Consider the following 21,254-nt stretch of genomic DNA (forward strand, 5'->3'; position numbering starts at 1 on the left):
CGACCTCTACCCTGGTTCCGTGCTGAGTAGTAATCGCCTGCGGGTGCTCCTCGAAGTGTTCAGGACGGGGAGCATCGCGGGCGCGGCCAGGGTGCTGCGGCTGTCGCCGTCCGCGGTGTCCCACCAGCTGTCCCGCCTGGAGCAGGAGGCGGGCGTCGGCCTGGTGGAGCGCAACCCGCAGAGCCTGCGCCTGACCGAGGCGGGCCGCCGCCTGGCCCTCAGGGCCCAGGAGGTCGTGGACATCATCGAGGCGGCGGAGAAGGACCTGCTGGCCCAGGCCAGGGTGGACGCGGGCGAGCTGCGCATCGGCTTCTTCGCCTCCGCGGGCTACCGGCTGCTGCCGCTGGCGCTCTCGCGCTTCGCCTCCAGGTACCCGCAGGTGGCGCTCGACCTGGTGGAGGGCCAGCCCTACGAGCTGCTGCCCGATCTGGAGCGCGGCGCGCTCGACGTGCTGGTGGTCTTCGAGCACGCCCTCGATCCGTGGAAGTGCCCGGAAGGGGTGGAGGTGGTGCACCTGTTCGACGAGCCGCAGCTGCTGGTCGTGCCCGCCGGTCACCCCGCCGGCATGCGGCCCAAGGTACGGCTGGCGGAGCTGGCCGAGGAGCCGTGGATCACGACGTTCGGCGCCGAGCACCCCGTGTCGATCCTGGAGCGGGCCGGCACGCTGGAGGGCTTCTCCCCGCAGATCCGCTGCCGCAGCGACCACTACGAGGTGACGATCGGCCTGGTGCGGGCCGGGCTCGGCGTGGCGCTGGTGCCGAGCCTCGGCCTGCACGGCGTCTCGGGGCTGCAGATCTGCCGCCTGACCACGCCGAACCTGTTCCGCAGGATCGGGGTGGCCAGGCGGCCGACCAACCCCAACCCCGCCGCGATCTCGTTCCTGGCCTACCTGCGCACCGCCTCGGCCCAGCTCAGGAACTCACTGGAGCCCGCGCTCAGGTGAGGCGACGGCCAGCCCCGCCTGCCGTACGGCCGCGGCCAGCTCGTGCTCGCTGCCGGGCGGCCCGCAGGCGAGCACCGCGTAGGCCACGCGCCCGTCCATGATCCCGACGTCGGTCCTGACGCCGTCGTCCGTGCCCGTCTTGTTGGCCAGCCAGCCGCCCTCCGGGTCGTGCCTGACCAGTGCGGGGACGAGACTGTGGTCGGTGTTCTGCCGCATCCAGCCACGCATGAGCACCTGCCAGCCCTCGGCGCCGTTGACGAGGGCGGCGAGGGAGACGAGCTCGGCCGCGGTGCCGATCGCGAAGGTCGGCGGGTGCTCGGGGCCTCTCGGCTCCCTGACGCGGTCGAGCAGCCGGGTCCTCGACAGGCCGAGCGCCGCGGCGGCGGCGTTCACCCGCTCCAGCCCGACCCTGCGCAGCAGCGCGTTGGTAGCGGTGTTGTCGCTGACCGCGGCGGTGAGCAGGGCGAGGTCGCCGACCGACCACGTGCGGCCCGACAGCGAGGTCAGCAGGCCCGAGCCCGCGCAGTAGTCGTCGTCCCGCAGCGCGACGGGCTCCTCGGGCCGCAGGATGCCGCCCTCGATGCTCATCGCCACCTCGGCCAGCAGCAACAGCTTGCCGACGCTGGCCAGCGGGAGCTCGACGTCCTCGTTGACGCCGCGGGTCTCCCCGGTGACCAGGTCGCGCGTCGCCATGGCGAGCGTCATGTCCTTCACAGGGCGAGGATCCTTCCCCGCCGGGCGGCGGTGAGCGTGCCGTCCTCGACGGCCACCTCGCCCGCCACGACGACCGCGGCCAGGCCGGTGGGCGGCAGCAGTGGATCGGCGTAGGTGGCGCCGTCGGCCACCGTGCGCGGGTCGAGGAGCACCAGGTCGGCGTGGGCGCCGTCGCGCACCACTCCCCTGTCCTCGAGGCCGAACCGCGCGGCCGCCATGCCGGTCATCTTGTGCACGGCCGTCTCCAGGGGGAACAGGGCCTGGTCGCGGGAGTAGCGTCCGAGGACCCTCGGGAAGGTCCCCGCCAGGCGGGGGTGGGGGTGGCCGGGCTTCGGCACGCCGTCCGAGCCGATCATCGCGAACTCGCTGGTCAGCACGCGCTGGACATCGTCCTCGCGCATCGAGTGACTGATGATCGTCACCTCGCCCTCCTCGGCGAGGAGCAGTTCGGCGGCGGTGTCGATGGGGTCGCCGCCCAGCTCGGCGATCGTGCGGCCCTCCGCCTCCGGGTGGTTGGCGGCGCAGGCGACCGAGATGCGGTCCCATCCGCCGTTGCCGACGGTGTTCTCCCAGCCCGGCACACCCTCGGCGATGGCCCTGCGCATCCGCTCGCGCTCGGCCCTGTCACGCAGCCGCGCGAGCAGCGCCTCGGTGCCGCCGTCGTTTGCCCACGGAGGGAACATCGCCGACAGGGAGGTGCTGCCCTCGGTGTAGGGGTAGACGTCGCAGGTGATGTCGAGGCCCTGCTCGCGCAGCGCGGCGATGCGGGGCAGGGTGCGCTCGGTCCTGCCCCACGCGTGCCTGCCCGCGGTCTTGTGGTGGCTGACATGGAGCGCGGCGCCGCTCGCCCTGGCGATCTCGACCGCCTCCTCCAGCGCCTCCTCGACGCGCGACATCTCGTCGCGCAAGTGCGTGACGTACGGCCTGCCATGCCGTGCGGCCACCCTGGCCAGGGCGACGACCTCGGCGGTGTCGCCGTAGGTGCCGGGGGTGTAGATGAGGCCGGTGGACAGGCCCGCCGCGCCCGCCGCGAGCGCGTCGTCCAGCAGGGCGCACATGGTGTCGAGCTCGCGGGCGGTGGCGGGGCGGTCCGCGTAGCCCAGCACGCCCGCTCTGAGGGTGCCGTGCCCGACGAGCGAGGTGAGATGGTTCGACCGCGGGGCCTGCCGGTGCGCCTCCACGAACGCCCCGTAGTCCTGGAAGATCGGGATGTCGCCGCCGAAGCCCGCCCTGCTGGACCTGCGCAGGGCGGGCACGCGCTCGGGCAGGGCGGGGAAGAGGCTGGATCCGCAGTTGCCGCAGATCTCGGTGGTGACGCCCATCCGCACGGGAGCGGCGGCCAGCTCCCTGCCCCGCTCGCCGAGGAGGGTCACGGCGTCGGAGTGGGTGTGCACGTCGATGAAGCCGGGGGTCACCACGAGCCCGTCGGCGTCGATCACCCTGGCCGCGCCGCGCTCCGCCGCGACCGCGGGGTCGCGGGGGAACAGGACGACGCGCCCGCCCGCGACGCCGACGTCGGCGTGGCGCAGGGGGGCGCCGGTCCCGTCGGCGACGAGCGCGCCGCGGATCAGCAACTCGAGGTTCACAGCACCTGCCCGAGGAAGGCGCGGGTGCGGTCGTGGCGCGGGTCGGCCAGGACCTCGCGCGGCGGCCCCTCCTCCACGATCACGCCGTCGTCGATGAAGACCAGATGGTCTCCGGCCTCCCTGGCGAAGCCCATCTCGTGCGTCACCACGATCATGGTCATCCCGCTGGCCGCCAGGTCGCGCATGACCTGCAGCACCTCCTGCACGAGTTCGGGGTCGAGCGCGCTGGTCGGCTCGTCGAAGAGCATCACCTTGGGGTTCATCGCCAGGCTGCGCGCGATCGCCACACGCTGCTGCTGCCCGCCCGACAGCTGGCTGGGATAGTGCCCCGCCCTGTCGGCCAGGCCCACCCGCTCGAGCAGCGCGAGCGCCTGCTGCCTCGACTCCGACCGCCTGACGCCCTTCACCGTGCAGGGGCCCTCCATGACGTTCTCCAGCGCGGTCATGTGCGGGAACAGGTGGAAGCGCTGGAAGACCATGCCGATCTCCTGGCGCTGCCCGCACAACCGCTCGGGACGCAGGTGGTGCAGCCGCCCCGCCTTCTCGGCGAAGCCGATGAGCTCGCCGTCCACCCAGACGCGTCCCGCGTCGATCGTCTCCAGGCGGTTCACGCAGCGCAGCAGCGTGGACTTACCCGATCCCGAGGGGCCGACCACGCAGACCACGCCGCCGGGCGGCACGTCGAGGCTGACCCCCTTCAGCACCTCCAGGTGCCCGAAGCGCTTCCGCACCGATTCGATCTTCACCATGCTAGTGGCCACGGCTGAACCGCCTCTCCAGGAAGTGCTGGCCGACCGTGGCGACGCTGGTGAGCAGCAGGTACCAGGTGGAGGCGACCACCAGCAGCGCGATGACCTCGAAGTTGTCCAGGTAGATGCGCTGGGAGACGGTCAGCAGCTCGGCGCCGGCGATGACCGAGACCATCGAGGTGGTCTTCAGCATCGAGATGAACTGGTTGCCGGTCGGCGGGATGATCACCCGCATCGCCTGCGGCAGCACGACCCTGCGCAGGATCTGCCGGTGGGTCATGCCCAGCGACTCGGCCGCCTCCCGCTGTCCGGGATCGACGGACTTGATGCCGGCCCGCACGATCTCCGCCATGTAGGCGCCCTCGTTGATGGTCAGCCCGAGCAGCGCCGCGGTGAACGGCGTGATCAGCTCGTTGGCCGGCCACTGCAGGAACATCGGCCCGCCGAACGGGATGCCGATCCCGATCTGGGGGAAGACCAGGCCGATGTTGAACCAGAAGATCAGCTGCACGAGCAGCGGCGTGCCGCGGAAGAACCACGTGTAGAGGCCGGCCGCGCCGCGCAGCACCGGGCTGTCCGACAGCTGCATGACGGCGGCCGTCACGCCGAGCACGACGCCGATCGCCATGGACAGCACGGTCAGCGCGATCGTGACCCACAGGCCGCCGAGGATGCGGCCGTCGAACAGGAAGGCGGCGATCACGTCCCAGTGCAGGTTCGGGTTGACGATGATCGTGTAGGCCAGCCAGGCCAGGACGAGCGCCGCCACCGCCGCCGCGGCCAGCCGTCCGGGCCTGGACGGTTTCACCGCCTCGATCGGGAGCTCCATCATGCGCCCGTGTTGATCGTGACCTTGGCGACGGCGTTCGGGGTCGTGCCGTACTTCTCCAGGATCCTGCCGTACTCACCGCTGTCGATGAGCTCCTGCAGCGCCTTGGCGACGGCGTCGCGCAGGCCCGTCTGCCTCTTGTCGACGGCGATGCCCCAGGGGCCCGCGTCGTACTGCTCGGGCAGGACCTCGTACTTGCCGGTCTCCTTGGCGTACATGAAGGCCACGGGAGAGTCGACGATCGTGGCGACGGTGCGTCCCGAGTCGATGGTGAGCAGGCCGGTCGGCGCGTCCTCGCTCTGCAGGATCTCCATCTTCTCGGCGCACTTGTCGTTCTGGCGCTTGCCGATCTCGAGGTTGGAGCTGCCCTTGGCCAGGACGACCTTCTTGCCGCAAAGGTCGGCAAGGGTCCTGATGCCCTCCGGGTTGCCCTTCTTCACCATGATGGAGCCGCCGGCGTTGAAGTAGTCGACGAAGTCGACCGCCTTGCGGCGCTGCTCCAGGTCGCTCAGCGCGGACATGGCGATGTCCCACCTGCCGCCCTGCAGCCCGGGGATGAGGCCGTCGAAGGAGGCGTTGACGACCTGCGTCCGCAGCCCGAGCCGTGCGCCGATCGCGACGGCCAGGTCCGGGTCGACGCCGGTCATCTCCTGGGTGCCCGGCTTGTACATCTCCATCGGCGGATAGCCCTCCGAGGTGGCCATCCGCAGCACGCCCGACTTCCTGACCGCCTCGGGGACGAGTTCCTTGGCGCTCTTGCCCGTCGAGGAGGGCGGGGTGGGCGCCGCCGTGCCGGAGGTCGACCTCCCGCATCCCACGCCCAGGGCGCAGATCGCCGCCAGGGCGATGACCAGGTGTTTCCGCATGGCACCCCATGGTGGCGAGCACGCCGCGCGCCACCAAGACCCGTGAAGGCATGCGACCCTCAGCAACGAAAGCGTCGAGGCTGGCTCGTCTCGGGCATCGCGTCTGCCTACGCTCCCGCTTCATGAGCTTGGACATTTGGCCCCAGACCACCGCGTGGACCGGCGGGGAGCTGCACCTCGGCGGCGTCAGCGCGGTCGAGCTGGCCAGGGTGTACGGCACGCCCGCCTACCTGCTCGACGAGGCCGACTTCAGGGCCCGTGCCCGCGCGTGGCTCGACGCGCTGCCCGACGGCGACGTCCACTACGGCGGCAAGGCCTTCCTCTGTCCCGAGGTGGTGCGCTGGCTGGACGAGCTCGGCCTGTCGCTCGACGTGTGCACCGGCGGTGAGATGGCCGTGGCCAGGGCGGGCGGCATGCCGCCCGAGCGCGTGGTCTTCCACGGCAACAACAAGTCGCCCCTCGAGCTGCGCCGCGCGGTGGAGTGGGGCATCGGCTGCGTCGTCGTGGACTCCTTCACCGAGATCGCCAGGCTCGCCGCCGTCGCCGCCGAGCTGGGCGTCACGCAGCGGGTGATGATCAGGGTCACCCCCGGCGTGGACCCGCACACCCACGCCGCCATCGCCACCGGCGGCGAGGACTCCAAGTTCGGCTTCTCGCTGGCCGCGGGCCTGGCCGCGCGCGCGGTGGAACAGGTGGCCGCCGAGCCCTCACTCGAGCTGCACGGCCTGCACTCCCACATCGGCTCGCAGATCTTGGAGCTGGAGGCCTTCGGCCTGGCCGCGGCCAGGATGGCGGAGTTCGCCGCCTCGACCGGGGTGACCAGGCTCGATCTGGGCGGCGGCCTCGGCGTCGCCTACACCCCCGGCGACCCGACCCCGCCGACGCCGGCCGAGCTGCTCGCCGTACTCAAGAAGGAGACGGAGGGGCTGCGCCTGGCGGTCGAGCCGGGCCGGTCCATCGCCGGGCCCTCCACGGTCGCGCTCTACGAGGTCGGCACGGTCAAGGGCCGCTACGTCAGCGTCAACGGCGGCATGAGCGACAACCCCCGCCCCGCCATGTACGGCGCCGCCTACACCGCCGCGCTGGCCAACCGGCGCTCCGACGCCCCGCCCAGCGCGGTCACCGTCGTGGGCAAGCACTGCGAGAGCGGCGACGTGCTGGTCAGGGATCTTCCCCTCCCCTCCGACCTGCGCCCGGGCGACCTGCTGGCCGTCCCCGTGTCAGGGGCCTACCAGCGCTCCATGGCCGGCAACTACAACCACGTGCCGCGGCCCCCCGTCGTGGCGGTCATGGACGGCTCGGCCAGGGCGATCGTCCGCCGCGAGAGCGAGGAGGACCTGCTCAGGCTCTATCCGTAGGCCCCGGAAAGGAATTGCAGAGTGATCCTTTGCGGCGGGTGGTGCGTTACGCGCCATCTCCTGGGCATATGCGGGCCATGGCTGAGTTCCTGACCGACATCAAGACCATCCGTGAGCGCGCCAGGGTCGAGATCGGCAAGGGCCCGATCACCGACGCGTACGGCGCCGACCTGGAGCGCGTGATCCAGGTCTGCAACGAGGCGCTGGCGACGGAGATCGTTTGCGTGCTGCGCTACAAGCGCCATTACTACACCGCCAGCGGCATCATGGCCGAGTCGGTGGCGGCGGAGTTCCTCGAGCACTCCGCGGACGAGCAGGAGCACGCCGACAAGCTGGCCGCGCGGATCATCCAGCTCGGCGGTGAGCCGGACTTCAACCCGGACACACTGACCTCGCGCTCGCACTCGCAGTACGACGCCAGCAGGGGCCTCGCCGACATGATCAAGGAGGATCTGGTCGCGGAGCGCATCGCGGTGGCGGCCTACACCGAGATCATCCAGTGGCTCGGCGACAAGGACGTGACGACGCGCAGGATCTTCGAGGAGCTGCTGGCGAAGGAAGAGGAGCACGCCGACGACATGAAGACCCTGCTGGAGCGGGTGCCCGGGTAGCGGGTGGCCCTGGACGGCGGATGCTCGCTCCACCGCCCAGGGCCGTGGCTCACGCCGGATACGGCCGCTGGAGGAAGCGGCCCAGCGCCGGATCGTAGAGGCGGTCGCCGATCAGCAGCGTGCCGTCCAGGGTGGCCGCGTGCAGCCTGGTGCCCAGCCAGCCGTACCTTCGTGGGCTCGAGGCGACGCCGTACTCGTCGAAGCCCAGCACCGTCGCGGCCCCGCTGTCGAGGTCGAGCTCGGTACCGACGTCGCCGTGCAGGGTGGCCAGCTGGACCCTGACCGCGCCCGTCGCCGAGGTGAGCGCGGCGAGGCCGCCGCCGATCCCCCGGACGGTCCTGACGATCTCGCCGCCGTCCGCGAGCCAGCTCGGCGACTCGCCTTCGGAGCCGTAGTGGTGGACGGTGACGCCCGCCGCCGTCGTCTCCGACCTGACCCGGCCCATCGGGTCGCGCGCCCAGGTGAGCGTCCGGTCACCGACGGTCTGCCGGTACGGCGCGCCGTCGGCGGAGTACTCCACCTTCCTGCCGCCCGGCAGGCTCGTGGTGCGTCCCGCCGCGTCGTAGTCGTAGCCGTCGCCGGTGAGCCTGCCGTCCGCGTAGGAGTAGGTGGTGATCGTCGCCGCCGCGTCGTCCGGCTGCGGGCACTCCTCCTCCGAGCTCTGCACGGCCAGCCGCGTCCGGTTGTCCGCGCCGTCGTAGGAGTAGCGGCGCAGCGTGCACACGGGAAAGGCGATCTCGAGCGCGGAGGTGAGCCTGCCCGCCCTGTCGTAGCCGAACGTGCGGTCGGCCATCTCGTCGGTGCGCAGGTGGAGCAGCCGCTGCCCGTGCACCGAGAGCCCGACCTGGTCGATCATCACCGGCCCCTCCGTCCCCTCGCGGGTGTGGACGCGGGCGAAGGCCTGGCCGACCTCGTCGTACAGGTTGTCCACCCGCAGCCCGCCGGGCAGGCCGCCCGCGACCAGACGGCCTTCCGCGTCGTAGCCCGCGGTGAACGTGCCCGCGACCGAGTCGGTGAGCGAGGTGAGCAGCCCGCGCGGCTCGGCGGCGTGGTCGTAGGCGTAGACGGTGGTGGAGGGCGCCGAGTCGGTCACCTTCGCCGGGCGGTCCAGATCGTCGTACTCGGTGCGGGTGAGCGCGCCTTCCGCGTCGGTGTGCGCGATGGCGCGCCCGAGCCGGTCGTAGGCGGTGGTGACCTTCGCGCCCGCCTGCCTCCGCTCGACGATCCTGCCGCTGGCCTGGTCGTAGCCGAGCTCCTGGGTCCCGATCCGCACGGGACGGCCCGCGGGATCCCGCTCGATCGCGGTGACCGTGCCGCCCTCCGTCACCGTGTCGGGCTCGCCGAAGGCGGTGTAGGTGAACGTCTTGCCGCCGTCCCTGCACGGCAGTCCCGCCCACGTGGGACGGCCGCCGCACTCGCCGGCGCCGTCGGCGGTGAACAGGACCGGTCTGTCGACGGTCCTGGTGACGGCCAGGCCCTCGGGGTCGTGGACCGTCCTCACCGGCAGGCCGGTCGCCCAGTCGTAGACCGTGGCGGTGGTCCGCACGTCGGCGTCGGGCCTGGCCTCTCTCCCGACGATCCTGGCGCCCTTCCTGACCGTCGTGGGCAGCTCCCTGGCGGCGGCGCCCGGGGGCCTGCCCTCGTCGTAGCCGATCACGGTGTGCGTCCTGGCGCCGATGGCGAACCCGGCGGGCAGGTCGTCGACGTCGGCCTCCAGGTTGACGATGTGGACGGGGTCGAGCTCCTCCAGCTTCCTGCGGCCGGACGGATCGTAGACGGAGCGGGTGGAGAGCAGTTCGGCGCGCTCGACGGGGCTGTGCCCGCTGATGCCGAGCTCGCCGAGGCGGTAGTCGGTGTCGGGACGCTGCGACAGCTCCCTGTTGCCCGCGGACAGCTGCCTGACCCGGTGGCCGAAGCGGTCGTAGTCGGCCGCGGCCAGGTGGCCGCCCGGGGTGAGCGTGTTCACCGCGCGGCCCGCGCCGTCGAGGTAGGTGACGGTGGCCCTGGTCCAGGAGCCCGGCTGCTGGCCGGGAGGCAGCACCGCGGTGCCGGTGACCGGAGCCGCGGCCTGTCCCCAGGCCGCGACGTGCGCGGCCGTCACGTCGGCGGGCCCGCCCGCCGCCTTGCTGAGCGGCACGCCGTAGCCGATCGTGGTCGTGGCCTGGCCCGCGACCTGGTCGGCGGTGCCGGGCCGCAGGGTGGCGCGGCCGACCGCGAGCAGCCGTCCTTCGCCGTCGTACGCCGGCGTCCACGGCAGCTCGCCCGGTGGAGTGATCGAGGTGACGCGGCCCGCGGCGTCGTAGCGGTAGGCGGTCTTGAGTGCGGGGCTGATCCTCGGGTCCCACACCTCGGCCAGCCGTCCCGCGGCGTCGTAGGCGTACTGGGCGATCGCCGTCCCCTGGAAGCTCAGCGTGCTGACGCAGCCGTCCGCGCCGTAGGCGAGATCGAGCCGGCGGCCGTCCTCGCCGATGGACAGCAACCTGACCTGGTCGCCGACCGTCTCGTAGGTGCCGTCGGCGGGCAGGTACAGCGCTCCCTGCTTGGTGAACGCGGTGGCGCGGCCGAGGGAGTCGGTGAGCGTGTAGGAGCCGGTGAGCGTGAGGTCCTCCGCGCCGGGCTCGGGCTTCCAGCCGCCGGCGGTCCTGGTGAAGTGGACCGGCGTGCGGTCCTCCCTGATCACCTCGACCGAGCTCGGCGAGGTCTCCCTGAGCGAGGCGATTCCGGCCGACCACTCCTGGCCGAAGGGGGCGATCGGCCCGCTCCTGCCCCTGGAGCCGGCGGTCCTGGTGAGCGTCAGGCCGAACGGCCCGCCCTCACCGGCCTCGAGCCGGTAGTCGCCGGTCAGCAGGTTGACCCGGCCGGGCCCCACCTGCGCGGTCGCCGCCCGCGAGGCCCACCGGTCGGATACGACGGTCGCGGGGGCCGTCTCGGCCGCGCTCCCCGACACCACCGCCCTGACCTGGACCGCGGCGTCGCCCAGCTGCGCGTCCATCGTCCAGACGAGCCCGGAGAGCTTGCCGGGCGCGGGCACCGGCCACGCGGTCAGCGGCTTACCGTCGGCGCCGAGGACGCTGCCGGCGGGGATGTCCGTCCACGCGTCGGTCTCGGCCCTGCGGTACTGGAAGGTGGCCTGGGTGAAGCCGGTTCCCGAGACCGCCAGCTCGACCTTGCCCGTGGTCCGCAGGCCGTCACTCGGCGAGGTGAGCGTGGCCACCGCCGCGCCGGTGCCGACGTTGAAGGTGTAGGCGGTCGCGGGCGAGGCGTTGCCCGCCTTGTCGAGCGTCGAGACAGTGAGCGTGTGCGGCCCGGTGGCCGGCGGCGTCAGCTTCACGCTGACGGCGGCGCCCGTGGTGAGCACCTTGGTGACGGGACCGTCGCCGAGCCGGTAGGAGACCCAGCCGGTGTCGGTGCTGGCGGGGGTCAGGGTGAACACGCCCGGCCGGCCGGCGTCGCCGTGCCAGCCCCCGTCGGCGGGGTAGTCCGTCGAGCTCACCTTGGGCGCGGGCGGCTTGGCGGTGTCGACGGAGAACGTCGCGCTCTGGTACGCCTTCGACGACAGCGAGCCGTCGTTGGCCCAGGAGCGGATCGTGTACGTCCTGCCGTTGGCCAGCTTGCCGGCGGGCATGGTGGCGGCGGAGTGGCCGTTGCTGGCCACGTAGCCGCCGTAGAGGTTGTCGACGACCAGGGCCGTGCCGTTGTAGACGTCGAACAGGCCGCGCACATTGCCGCCGTCGGGATCGCGCACGTGGGCCCGCAGCTGCGGCGTGAGCGTGTTGGTCCACCTCGTGCCCGCGTAGTCGCTGAACGGCGAGATCCACGTGGACACGGGCGTGCTCGGATAGGAGTTGTAGGTCACCGAGATGTACGGCACGCCGGAGGAGGCGTTGCCCGACCTGAAGCGCTTCCACGCGTACTCGTCGGATTCGTCGGCGGCCTTCAGTCCCATGCCGGACTCCGCCCACCCCTTGTCCGCCCAGTGCTGGACCAGCGAGGTGACGTTGGCGCTCACCCAGCCGTCCGCGCAGCCGCTGCCCCATCCCTTGGTCTCGGAGGAGGTGGCGTAGCGGGCCGCCAGGGCGGGCCCGGGCCAGCGGGAGGAGGTCGAGGCTCGGTTGGCCGTCCAGACCTCCCACGCCCTGGCGTTGCACGACCACGAGTGGAAGTTCCAGAGCTTCAGCGACGCCGAGACGATCTTCTTGCCCGCGATGCCCGGGGTCTTCCAGGTGATGAAGGATCTGGCGACCTGGCCGCTGCCGTTGTTGCCGATCTTCAGCTCGGTCGCGCCCGACTGGTCGGTGCCGTAGCCCTCCTGCACGAAGGTGTCGAAGACCTGGCCGAGGTTGAGCGAGGGGTCCACGGTGACCGGGTACCGCGTGGCGGGGTCGTCGAGGAAGGCCCGGTCAGGGGTCAGGACGAGATCCTGCCCCGACAGCCTCATGGCCACGGGCGCCCGGTGCAGGTGGTCGCCCGAGCCTGGATCCACCCTCGCGTCCCACATGACGGGGGCCGGGATGGTGACGGCCCTCCTGCCTTTGCGATCCACCAGCTCGACGCCGCCGTCCGCGCTCTGCCGGGCCTTCATGCCCGGCGCCCTGAGGCTCAGCGTGTACGTCAGCGGCGCGGCGGGACGGCTCTTCAGCAGCAGGAACTGCTCGGCGCCGGTCCTGGTCGCGCTCACCACGAGGTCGGCGCCGGGCAGGACCTCGGGGTAGGTCGCCGTCTCGCCGTCCAGCCGGGGCGCGGGCAGCGCGCCCTTCCAGCCCATCGTGACCTGGGAGTCGCCCTCACCCACGGTGATCAGGTCGCCGCGGCCGGTGCCGAGCGTGAGCGCGCGCCCGTGGCCCCTGGTCGCGATCCGGCCCGTCGGCGTCCTGGCGAGCCTGATGTCGACGGGGGCCCACCCGCCGTCGTCGCGGAACCTGATCGGCCCCGCGAAGCTGTCGACGGTCATCGAGCCGTCGGGGTTGGCGTAGGTGGTGGTGCTCTCCGTGCGGGCGGACTCCACCTCGACCCGCTGCCCCTTCAGGCGGGCGGTGAGCCTGGCCGAGGCCTCGTCGGGAGCGGAGGCCGGCGGGCTCTTCGGCGGTACGGCGGGGGCCGGATCGGCCTGGACGGCGGGCGGGCTCTTCGGCGGTACGGCGGCGGCCGGGTCGGCCTGGACGGCGAGCGGGAGAAGGACGAGCGCGAGACCACTGGCGATCGCCCGTGGCGTGGTGGCAGGCATGGGTGCTCCGGAGGCGGACGTAGGGCGACGCCCCCGCCACGTCGGGCGGGGGCGCCGGAAATCGCGAGGGTCGGGCTACCTGGTCGAGCAGCTCTGCTTGCGCACCTCACCCCAGGTGATCGGACCCGGCCACTGGGCGCGGATCGCGAAACACTGGTTCTTCTGGGCAGCTTCGCGGATCTTGTAGATGAAGGAGGCGATGCCGGTCACGACCGCCACCTTGCAGATCAGCTTGACCCGCTTCTCCTTGACCTTGTCGCAGCCCGCCTTCAGCACCTCGGCGGCGGCCGCCGCACCGCCGTACAGCCAAGCGTTGTGGATCCTCTTGGTGAGGGTCCTGGAGAAGATCACCCGGCACATGGCCTTCCACCACGTGCACTGGAGCTTGAGGGCCGGGTCGGCGACCACCGGGTAGGCGGCGCCCGCGTGGTGGACCGTCTGGATCAGCGTCATCCCCTCGACCCGGTAGGTCGTCGGGACCGGGTTGCCGTTGGCGTCCTTGGCCCACGGGGCGTCGATCTCGCCGAGGTAGACCTCCTCGTTGTAGATCAGCACCGTCGCGCCGTCCTCGTCCAGCTCCAGGGTGCTGTTCTCGGGAGCGGTGATCGGGAAGCGGTACTCGGTGGGCGCCGACGCGTCCTTGATCACCGTCAGCACGCGGGCCACCTGGCCGGTGCGCTGGTGGGCGAAGGCGACGCTCGGCTGCTTGGCCGCGTACGTCACCAGGCCGGGCAGCGGCTGGTTGCCGGCGCCCAGGGCGTCAGGGGTGCCCATGCCGATCTCGGAGTCGCTGACGGTCACCGTCAGCGCGGTGTCGACGGCGGTGGAGGCCGCGAACGGCTGCTGGATGTTGCCTTCGGGGATCTCGGTGGGCGGCGTGGTCTTCGCTTCCTCCACGATCTCGGGGACGACCTGGGTCAGGGCCGCGAGGGCGGGGTCCTCGGCCGCGAACGCCGGGGTGCCGGCGATGTTCACGGTGCTCAAGGTCAGGCAGACCGCGACCAACGCGGTGAGCGCCCGGGTGCCAGTACGCATGAATGTCCTTCCACATGCGATGAGGGGGGATGGCACAAACGCCGCAAACGTAAAGATCGTTATTGGCCGGACGGGCGATCTTGGATGGCCTGGGGATGAACGTTGGCCGTCCCGCCGCCTTTACCCCCGCCCCCTCGCCTGGACGGCCCGCGGACCCGCCGGTCAGCGCCTGGCCGACCCCATGCTCAGGCCCAGCGCGACGGCGTACTCGGGCCGCTCCACCCGCGACACGGGGATGCCCAGTTCCTTGCCGAGCCGGGCGGGCAGTCCGCTCAGCAGCACGCCGCCGCCCGTGAGAAACAGGCCGCGGCGCCCCACGTCGGCGGCCATCTCGGGCGAGCACGACTCGAGCACGCTGCGCACCGCCTCGATGATCGCCCTGACCGCCGGGGCGACGGCCTCGTGGACGAGCTCGGCCGAGATCGTGGCGTACGCTCTCGCGCCCGTTTCCGGGTCGGTCCCGCCCACCCGCAGCCGGTGGCCCCTCGGCGGCTCACCCGCCCCGCCGATCTCCTTCTTCAGCATCTCGGCGGTCCTGTCGTCGATCTCGAGATCGTGGGAGCGGCGGACGGCGACCTGGATCGCCTGGTCCATCTCCTCGCCACCGACCCGCTTGGAGACCGCGGCCACGACCGTGCCCAGCGAAACGGCCGCGACGTCCGTGGTGCCCCCGCCGATGTCGACGACCATGGCGGCGACGGGGTCGCGCGGGCCCAGCCCCGCGCCGAAGGCGGCGGCCAGGCAGTTCTCCATGAAGACGATCCTGCGCGCCTCGGCCTCGTAGGCCGCCTCCCATGTCACCTTCCGCTCGATGGGGGTGATCCCGCTGGGGACGGCGATGGTCATCCTGGGCCGCGCGAACGGATGCCCATGCACCTTTCTCACGAAATATCGCAGCATGCGGCGCGCCATGTCGGGCTCGACGATCACCCCGTTCCTGACCGGCCGTACGGTGACCGAACCCGTGGGCGGCTTCCTGACCGCCGACCCGTAGGCGACGATCCGTCCCGTCCTGGGGTTGAGCGCCACCATGGAGGGCTCGTTGATCAGGATGCCGCGACCTCTGACGTGGATCCGGGTGCTCGTGGTGCCGAGATCGATCGCCAGATCCCGGCCGAGGAACGTGAGCGGGGATCCGATCCGCCGGACATGCCCACTTTGTTCGTTCCTCATGGTGTAGTGCCTTGCCAGCAGGGCCTCCGCGCAACACCAACCGCTCACCCCAAGTCGGCAAACGGTCCGCTTGCGACCCGCTGGGGTGGGTCTGGCGGTGGGGTCTGGCGGTGGGGTCTGGCGGTGGGGTCGGAAGGCATCCGGCGGCGGACGTTCGAAGGCCGAGCGAGGGTTTCCCGGAGGCCCGAGATCACGCAGGGGGAGCAGGAGGGAACCTCCAGGCGAAACAGGCCGGAGGGAGGGGCCCCGGCGGTGTGGGCCGGGAGGTCGGAGGACGGCCGTCCCTGGTGGTACGGATCCGGGAGAGCCGGGGGCGGCCATCCCCCGGTGGTGCGGGTCGGGGCGGCCGCCCCCGGTGGTGCCGGGTGGGGGCGGCCGGCTCGTCGGTCAGTTGGAGATGCGGCCGCGGACCTGGACCTCGGCCAGTGACAGCGGGTTGTTCGTGGAGGCCAGTTGCACGCGCACGTACCGACCCCGTGTGCCCTCGGGCAGCGCGATCCGCGAGGGCCGGCCGGCCTGGGCCGCCACGTGCACCGCCGTGACCCCTGGAGCCGAGCGCGCCTCCTCCAGTCCGTCTGCGGTGATCGGCTGGTCGGAGGCGAGCACCCAGAAGTCCTTCAACCTGTCTCCGCAGCAGTCGGTCCTGTTCCAGATGTCCACGCCCGAGAGCGCGGCCGACTCCCCGAGATCCACCTGCCACCACGCCTGCCGCTCGGGTTCGGCGGTGTGGGTGACCGAGCCCCCGAAGAAGGCGCCGTCGGTGTTGCCGTCGACGGCGCGTCCCGCGGGCGCGTCGTAGCCGGTGCTCTTCTGCGTGGCGGGCCTGCCGAGCGAGAGGTTCGGCAGGTTGACGGTCAGCGGGTGCCGCACGGTCGTGGCCATCCGGCCCGTGCGCAGGGCGAAGGCGACCTCGTGCCGGCCGGCCTCGGCGCCCGCCGGAGCGGTGACCGTCAGGGGGATCGTGGCGCTCTCCCCCGGCGCGAGGGGATCGACGCGCGTGGCGGCGGGGGTGACCGTCCAGCCGGAGGGAGCGCTCGCCGCCAGCTCCGTGACGGGCGCCTGCGTGGCGCCGGTGTTGGTGAGGGTGAGGGTGCCGGTGACGGTCCGGCCCTCGGCGATCTCGTCGGGAAGGTCGGTGGACGCCCTGAGCAGCGTGTTCACCCCCGGCGTGGTGATCTTGAAGACGTAGGCGTGCCTGCCCTGCTCCTGCGGCGTCTTCACCACGAAGCGGCCCTGCCCGTCGCGGTGCCAGGCCAGCGGCGCCCCGTCCGAGCCGAGCAGCGTGACCCTGGTGGAGTGGTCGGCGGGCACGTCGGCGCCGAGCGTGAGCTCCTCGCCCGGCCAGGCCAGCGCGGTGGCGTAGAGCGCGCCGTCCTTGACGGTGTAGCGGACGTCGTCGCCGCCCCCCTTCTCCTCGGCGTGGTTCCAGTAGGTGGTGCCGTAGATCGCCTCGCCGTTGACCTTCAGCCAGTCGCCGATGTCGAGCAGGCGCTCGCGCATCAGCGAGGGGATCGTGCCGTCGGCGCGCGGGCCGATGTCGAGGAGCAGGTTGCCGTTCTTGCTGACGATGTCGACGAGGGAGTCCACGAGCTGGTCGGAGGTGAGGTAGTCGGACTCGGGCTCGTTCTGGTTGTAGCCGTAGGAGTGCGCGATGCCCCTGCTGGCCTCCCACTTGTTGGCGTCGATGTCGGCCTTGACGGTGTACTCAGGGGTCTGGAAGTCCAGCTCGGTGCTGTCGAGGTTGCCGCTCTCGATCTTGCACCGGTTGGCGACGGCCACCTCCTTGCCGCTCCTGAGCGCCTTGTTGTAATAGTCGGCGATGACTCCCGCGGTCTTCCAGTACGAGGCGGGCTTCTCCCACTGGCCGTCGCACCAGATGATGTCGGGGTCGTAGCCGTCGATCAGCTCGCGCATCTGGGGCAGCATGTAGTCGCCCACGTAGTCGGCGACCTGGGGCGCGCCGGTGTAGGGGATCTCGGCGCCGGTGTAGGGGTTGCGGGCCGGCCTGCCGGTGTAGGAGGGGTTGTACCACTCGTAGAGCGAGTAGTAGAAGCCGGTCTTCAGCTTGCCGTCCCGGTGGGCGGCGGCGAACAGCTCACCGGACAGATCGCGCTTCGGGCCCAGCTCCACGGTGTCGCGCCCGCTGACCCGGCTGTCCCACAGGGAGACGCCCTCGTGGTGCTTGGAGGTGAGCACGAAGTACTTCGCGCCCGCGTCGTTGAACAGCTTCACCCAGTCGGCGGGGTCGAACTTCTCCGCCTTCCACTGGTCGACGAAGCGGTCGTAGTCGAAGCCCGTGCCGTAGGTGTCGCGGTGGTGCCTGTTGGTGGCGCTGCCGCTGGAGTTCAGGTAGTTCCAGTACCACTCGGCGTAGCTGCCGCGCGGCCCCCACGCGGGCACCGAGTAGGCGCCCCAGTGGATGAAGACGCCGAACTTGGCGTCCTCGAACCAGCGCGGGGTGGGATGGCTGTTGAGCGACTCGACCGTCGGCTCGTAGTGATCGGGGGGCGCCACCGCGGCCCCCATGGCCAGGACGGCCGCCGCCGCCAGTGCCATGGCCTTCTTCAGCGGCCGGGCCGGGATGATAGATCCGATCACAGAGCGGCGTAAAGGGGGGAATTTCCGGCTCATGGGCTTCTCCTGCCAAGATTCGTCGGATGACTGTAACCCGGCAGTGGAGTCCTCACAAGGGGCCCTACTTCTCTGTGAGGTTGTCCCCCTCCGGACGGCTCGCCCGGGCCATACCGGCCCGGACGAACCGTCACGGGGTCAGGCGGCCCGGTGGATCTCCACCTCCCACAGGGAGTAGCCGTAGCGGGTGGCGCGCCGTACGCCCTGCATCCGGACGAACCTGGTGCTGTTGGGCGAGTCGATCCACACCTCGTCGACGCCACCGTCACCCGCGCTCACCTCGGCCGCGCGCGTCCAGGTGGTGCCGTCGGCCGACACCTCGACCCGGTAGGCCGCGCCGTAGGCGGCCTCCCAGCGCAGCACGACCTTGCCGACGTCGACGGGCTCGGCGAGCTCCACCTGGAACCACTCGCCGTCGGCGGCCCTGGACGACCATCGGGTCCTGGCGTCGCCGTCCACGGCCTTGGCCGGGTCGAAGACCGTGCCGCCCTCCACGCTGGAGGCGGTGGCGGGCCTGCCCTTGGCGAGATTGTCCGCCGACACCGGCCGGTGGACGACCGCCTGGAGCTCCTGCGTCACCGCGCCGAACGTGAACGACAGCTTCTCGGTACGGCCCGCCGCGCCCGCCGGCGGGGTGATCTCGAAGGGCACGGCCACCTGGCCGCCGCGCGGCACGGTGACGTCCTTCCGGTCGGGCGAGACCGTCCACCCCTCGGGCGCGGACACCGTGAGCGTCTCGGCGACCGGCCTGGCCAGCTGGGAGCTCAGCACGACCGTCGCGGTGGCCTTCTGCCCCGCCGTGGCAACCAGCGTGCCGGGGGTGACCCGCAGCTCGGCGGCCGGCACGTCGGCGTAGCGCGGCACGATCTCGGCGATCTGCGGCTTGGCGCCGCCCGCCGTCCAGGCCAGCCGTACGGCGTCGCCCGTCAGGTCGGTGACGTCCAGCTCGGTGTAGGCGCCCGTGAGGGCGCCGACGCCCTTCCACTGCCCGTCGGTCCTGACCTGCACCTCGGCGGCTCCCGAGCCGATGACGACCACCTTGTCGATCAGTCGCGGCCGTGACAGCGCGACCTGCAGCGCCTCGCCCTCGGCGGGCGCGGTCGCGGCCGTGTAGACGGTGTCCAGGTTGCCGTCGACCGTGGCGGCCAGGTCGCCCGCGGGGGCGCCGCTCGCGGTCAGCCTGGTCTCGGCGTCACCCAGCGTGGCGACGGTGAACTCCCGCACGACCAGCCAGTAGTCCTGCGCGCCCGCCGAGCGGTAGCGGACGTAGCGGGCGAGCGTGCCCTCGGGCGCCCTGGCCCGCACCTCGGCGGTGCTGCCGCTGGTCAGCCGGTTCCAGGACTGGCCGTCGAGGGAGTACTCCAGGACGCCCGAGCGAATGTAGTCGTTCGGGCTCGAGGGCTTGCCCATCAGCACCGCGATGTCGCCGATGGGTTTCACCGAGCCGAGGTCGAGGCTGATCGCGTCGCCGGTGCGCGGCGACGACGGACTCCAGTAGAAGGTGTCGAGGTTGCCGTCGGCCATCAGCTCGGGTCCGTACCCGGAGTAGACGCCGAGCGTGCTGGAGGCGGTGGCGCGGCCCGAGCCGACCCCGATCCAGGCGTCGTACACCTTGAGCGCGTCGGTGACGAACCTGTCGAGGACGCCGTCGCCGATCTTGGGGAAGGTGGTGGAGTGCGGCTGCCGCACGTCCCTGATGGCCTTGGCGTCGGCGACCAGCTTGGTGATCTCGGCGCGGATCGCCAGCGCGCCCGCCCCGTCGTCGGCGCGGACCTCCTCCAGCAGGTCCAGCGACCTGACCAACGCCTTCGTCCACAGCCTGGTCGCGTCCAGCCACGACTTGGCCTCGTCGAGGAAGGCCTGGTCGGGCACGCCGCGCTCGATGAGGTCGGGCGCCTTGGCGTACCTCTCGGCGAGCTCGCGCAGCCCCTCCCCCTTCGCGATCGCGGCGGCCAGCACCGGCGACTGCTTGGTGTGCAGGGTGCCGTCCAGGGTGTTGAGGTCGGCGAAGTCGCGCAGCGCCTGGACGGTCGCCGCGTCGCCGTCCGCCCGCTCGGCCAGCGCCCTCAGCCACGACTGCTCGGCGTCGTAGGCGCGGTCGTTCCAGCCGAACTCGCCGAAGGAGTAGAGCGAGATCTTGCTGACCGCCGCCTGGTTCATCGGGTTGGAGATGATGCCGACGAGGCTCTCCGACAGGCCGTTCTCCCGCCCGGTGTAGGGGGCGATCAGGAGTCTGCCCGGGGCGTAGTCGTTGACCGGGTAGTTGTCCCAGACCAGGATCTTGTGGCCGAACACCGCCCTGGCCTCGGCCGCCTCCCTCTTGAGGATCACGGTCGGCACCACGCCCCACCCGGTCCAGTGGACGATCACCTCGGCGTCGAGGTTGTCCCTGAACGCCTTCTTGTAGGGCGTCTCCGTGGCGTTGTAGTACTCGGTCGGCACGGTCTGCAGCGGGGCGACGTCGCCCTTGCCGCGCACCCAGGCCTGCACGGTGTTGAGCAGGTCGGTCTGCGCCCAGCCTGGACCCTTCGCCGCGTACTTCGCGCGGTCGCCCTCGCAGTTCCACCGGTTGGGGTCGATGTCGTCGAGCGCGACGTTGAACGACCTGCCGCCGAGGGAGTAGATCGCCTCGAACTTGGCCAGCAGCTTGTTCACGTCGTCGGCCGAGGTGTAGCAGATCGACAGGCCGGGCGAGATCGCGAACGTGAAGTCCACCCTGTTCGCCCTGGCGCGGCCGATCAGCTCGCCGAGCTGCGCCAGCTTGTCCTGCGGGTACGGGTCCCGCCACCTGTCCCGGTGGTACGGGTCGTCCTTGGGCGCGTACTGGTAGGTGTTCATCCGGTGCGCGCCGAGGTAGTCGAGATGGTCGAGCCGGTCCTGGTGCGACCACGGCGTGCCGTAGAAGCCCTCGATCGAGCCGCGGTAGGCCATCGAGGGCCAGTCGCGCACGACCACGCCCGGCACCCGGTCGTTGCCCTGACGCCGCTGGATGAGCTGGGCGAAGGTGAGCGCGGCGTAGTAGGTGCCGTCGGCGTCGACGCCGTCGAGCGCGACATGCTTGCCGCTCTCGCTCTCCCCCGCCGCCAGCACGTAGCCCTCGGCGGGCAGCCCTTCAGGCCCGGCCACGCCCAGCTTGTCGGAGCCGCCGCCGAGCCAGAGCGTGACGGGGGTCTTGGGGTCCGCGCCGTCCGTCGTCTCGACGCGCTTCACGCCCGCCGCCTGGAGCGCCTGCCGTACGACGGCCTCGGCCTGGGGGTCGCTGCGGGTGGTACGGACCAGTCCGACGACCGGGGAGAGAGGGAAGCCGTCGTCTCGGGCGGTGACCTGCTGTGGAGTCGGATAGATCTCGACGGCCTCGGCGTGCGCCGTAGCGGGGGTGATCAGCGAAGAAGCCATCAGAGCACTGACGAGGGTGATCAAAGCGGGACGTTTGGGGGGCACTCGTCCTCCTATGCGCAATTCACCCTTAAAGGGTGCAGGATTGCTCATATGAGATCACCCGGCCGTCGTCTGGTCAATACTGGTACGGACCGGC

Annotated in this window: 13 protein-coding genes; 3 read left to right on the top strand and 10 right to left on the bottom strand. The window is 71.7% G+C overall.

Annotated elements, in window-relative coordinates; all coding sequences use genetic code 11:
• Positions 1 to 19 precede the first annotated feature (19 nt).
• Positions 20 to 943, top strand: coding sequence for a LysR family transcriptional regulator (locus tag H4W81_RS27720; RefSeq protein ID WP_192777507.1), 924 nt, complete (start codon positions 20 to 22; stop codon positions 941 to 943).
• On the opposite strand, the gene H4W81_RS27725 is transcribed toward H4W81_RS27720, so the two are convergent.
• Genes H4W81_RS27725 through H4W81_RS27745 form a run of 5 tightly spaced genes read right to left on the bottom strand, consistent with a single transcriptional unit; the run spans position 920 to position 5,687 of the window.
• Positions 920 to 1,648, bottom strand: a complete 729-nt coding sequence (locus H4W81_RS27725) for a serine hydrolase (protein ID WP_192781076.1) — start codon at positions 1,646 to 1,648, stop codon at positions 920 to 922. The genes H4W81_RS27720 and H4W81_RS27725 overlap by 24 nt on opposite strands.
• Before the next feature lie 5 nt (positions 1,649 to 1,653).
• On the bottom strand, positions 1,654 to 3,243 hold the full coding sequence (locus H4W81_RS27730) for an N-acyl-D-amino-acid deacylase family protein (RefSeq protein ID WP_192777508.1): 1,590 nt from the start codon (positions 3,241 to 3,243) through the stop codon (positions 1,654 to 1,656).
• Positions 3,240 to 3,992, bottom strand: a complete 753-nt coding sequence (locus tag H4W81_RS27735; protein WP_192777509.1) for an amino acid ABC transporter ATP-binding protein — start codon at positions 3,990 to 3,992, stop codon at positions 3,240 to 3,242. Before H4W81_RS27735 ends, H4W81_RS27730 begins: the two co-directional genes overlap by 4 nt.
• A gap of 1 nt (position 3,993) precedes the next feature.
• Entirely contained in the window at positions 3,994 to 4,824 is an 831-nt protein-coding gene (locus tag H4W81_RS27740) for an amino acid ABC transporter permease (RefSeq protein ID WP_192777510.1), read from the bottom strand.
• Positions 4,821 to 5,687: an ABC transporter substrate-binding protein gene (locus H4W81_RS27745; protein WP_192777511.1), complete on the bottom strand. Its 867-nt coding sequence runs from the start codon at positions 5,685 to 5,687 to the stop codon at positions 4,821 to 4,823. Before H4W81_RS27745 ends, H4W81_RS27740 begins: the two co-directional genes overlap by 4 nt.
• Positions 5,688 to 5,809: 122 nt before the next feature.
• On the opposite strand from H4W81_RS27745, the gene lysA reads away from it, so the two are divergent.
• Both lysA and H4W81_RS27755 read left to right on the top strand, forming a co-directional pair.
• Positions 5,810 to 7,045, top strand: coding sequence for a diaminopimelate decarboxylase (gene lysA / locus H4W81_RS27750; RefSeq protein WP_225958821.1), 1,236 nt, complete (start codon positions 5,810 to 5,812; stop codon positions 7,043 to 7,045).
• Positions 7,046 to 7,122: 77 nt separating this feature from the next.
• Positions 7,123 to 7,656 (top strand): ferritin-like domain-containing protein, encoded by a 534-nt coding sequence (locus H4W81_RS27755; RefSeq protein WP_192777513.1) that lies wholly within the window; start codon positions 7,123 to 7,125, stop codon positions 7,654 to 7,656.
• A gap of 49 nt (positions 7,657 to 7,705) precedes the next feature.
• Here H4W81_RS27755 and H4W81_RS27760 read toward each other — a convergent pair whose 3' ends face one another.
• The 5 genes from H4W81_RS27760 to H4W81_RS27780 form a co-directional block, all read right to left on the bottom strand.
• Positions 7,706 to 12,880 carry a DNRLRE domain-containing protein gene (locus H4W81_RS27760; RefSeq protein WP_192777514.1) on the bottom strand — a complete coding sequence of 1,725 codons (5,175 nt, stop codon included), beginning with the start codon at positions 12,878 to 12,880 and terminating at the stop codon, positions 7,706 to 7,708.
• 75 nt (positions 12,881 to 12,955) lie between these two features.
• Positions 12,956 to 13,915 carry a hypothetical protein gene (locus tag H4W81_RS27765; RefSeq protein ID WP_192777515.1) on the bottom strand — a complete coding sequence of 320 codons (960 nt, stop codon included), beginning with the start codon at positions 13,913 to 13,915 and terminating at the stop codon, positions 12,956 to 12,958.
• A 162-nt stretch (positions 13,916 to 14,077) separates the two neighbouring features.
• Complete coding sequence (gene mreB, locus H4W81_RS27770) at positions 14,078 to 15,088, bottom strand: rod shape-determining protein (RefSeq protein ID WP_192777516.1); 1,011 nt, start codon at positions 15,086 to 15,088, stop codon at positions 14,078 to 14,080.
• A 387-nt stretch (positions 15,089 to 15,475) separates the two neighbouring features.
• Positions 15,476 to 17,686 (bottom strand): alpha-L-fucosidase, encoded by a 2,211-nt coding sequence (locus H4W81_RS27775; RefSeq protein WP_192777517.1) that lies wholly within the window; start codon positions 17,684 to 17,686, stop codon positions 15,476 to 15,478.
• 171 nt (positions 17,687 to 17,857) lie between these two features.
• Positions 17,858 to 21,115 carry a beta-N-acetylglucosaminidase domain-containing protein gene (locus H4W81_RS27780; protein WP_225958822.1) on the bottom strand — a complete coding sequence of 1,086 codons (3,258 nt, stop codon included), beginning with the start codon at positions 21,113 to 21,115 and terminating at the stop codon, positions 17,858 to 17,860.
• Between the last annotated feature and the right edge of the window lie 139 nt (positions 21,116 to 21,254).

The organism is Nonomuraea africana (assembly GCF_014873535.1).
Lineage (GTDB): Bacteria > Actinomycetota > Actinomycetes > Streptosporangiales > Streptosporangiaceae > Nonomuraea > Nonomuraea africana.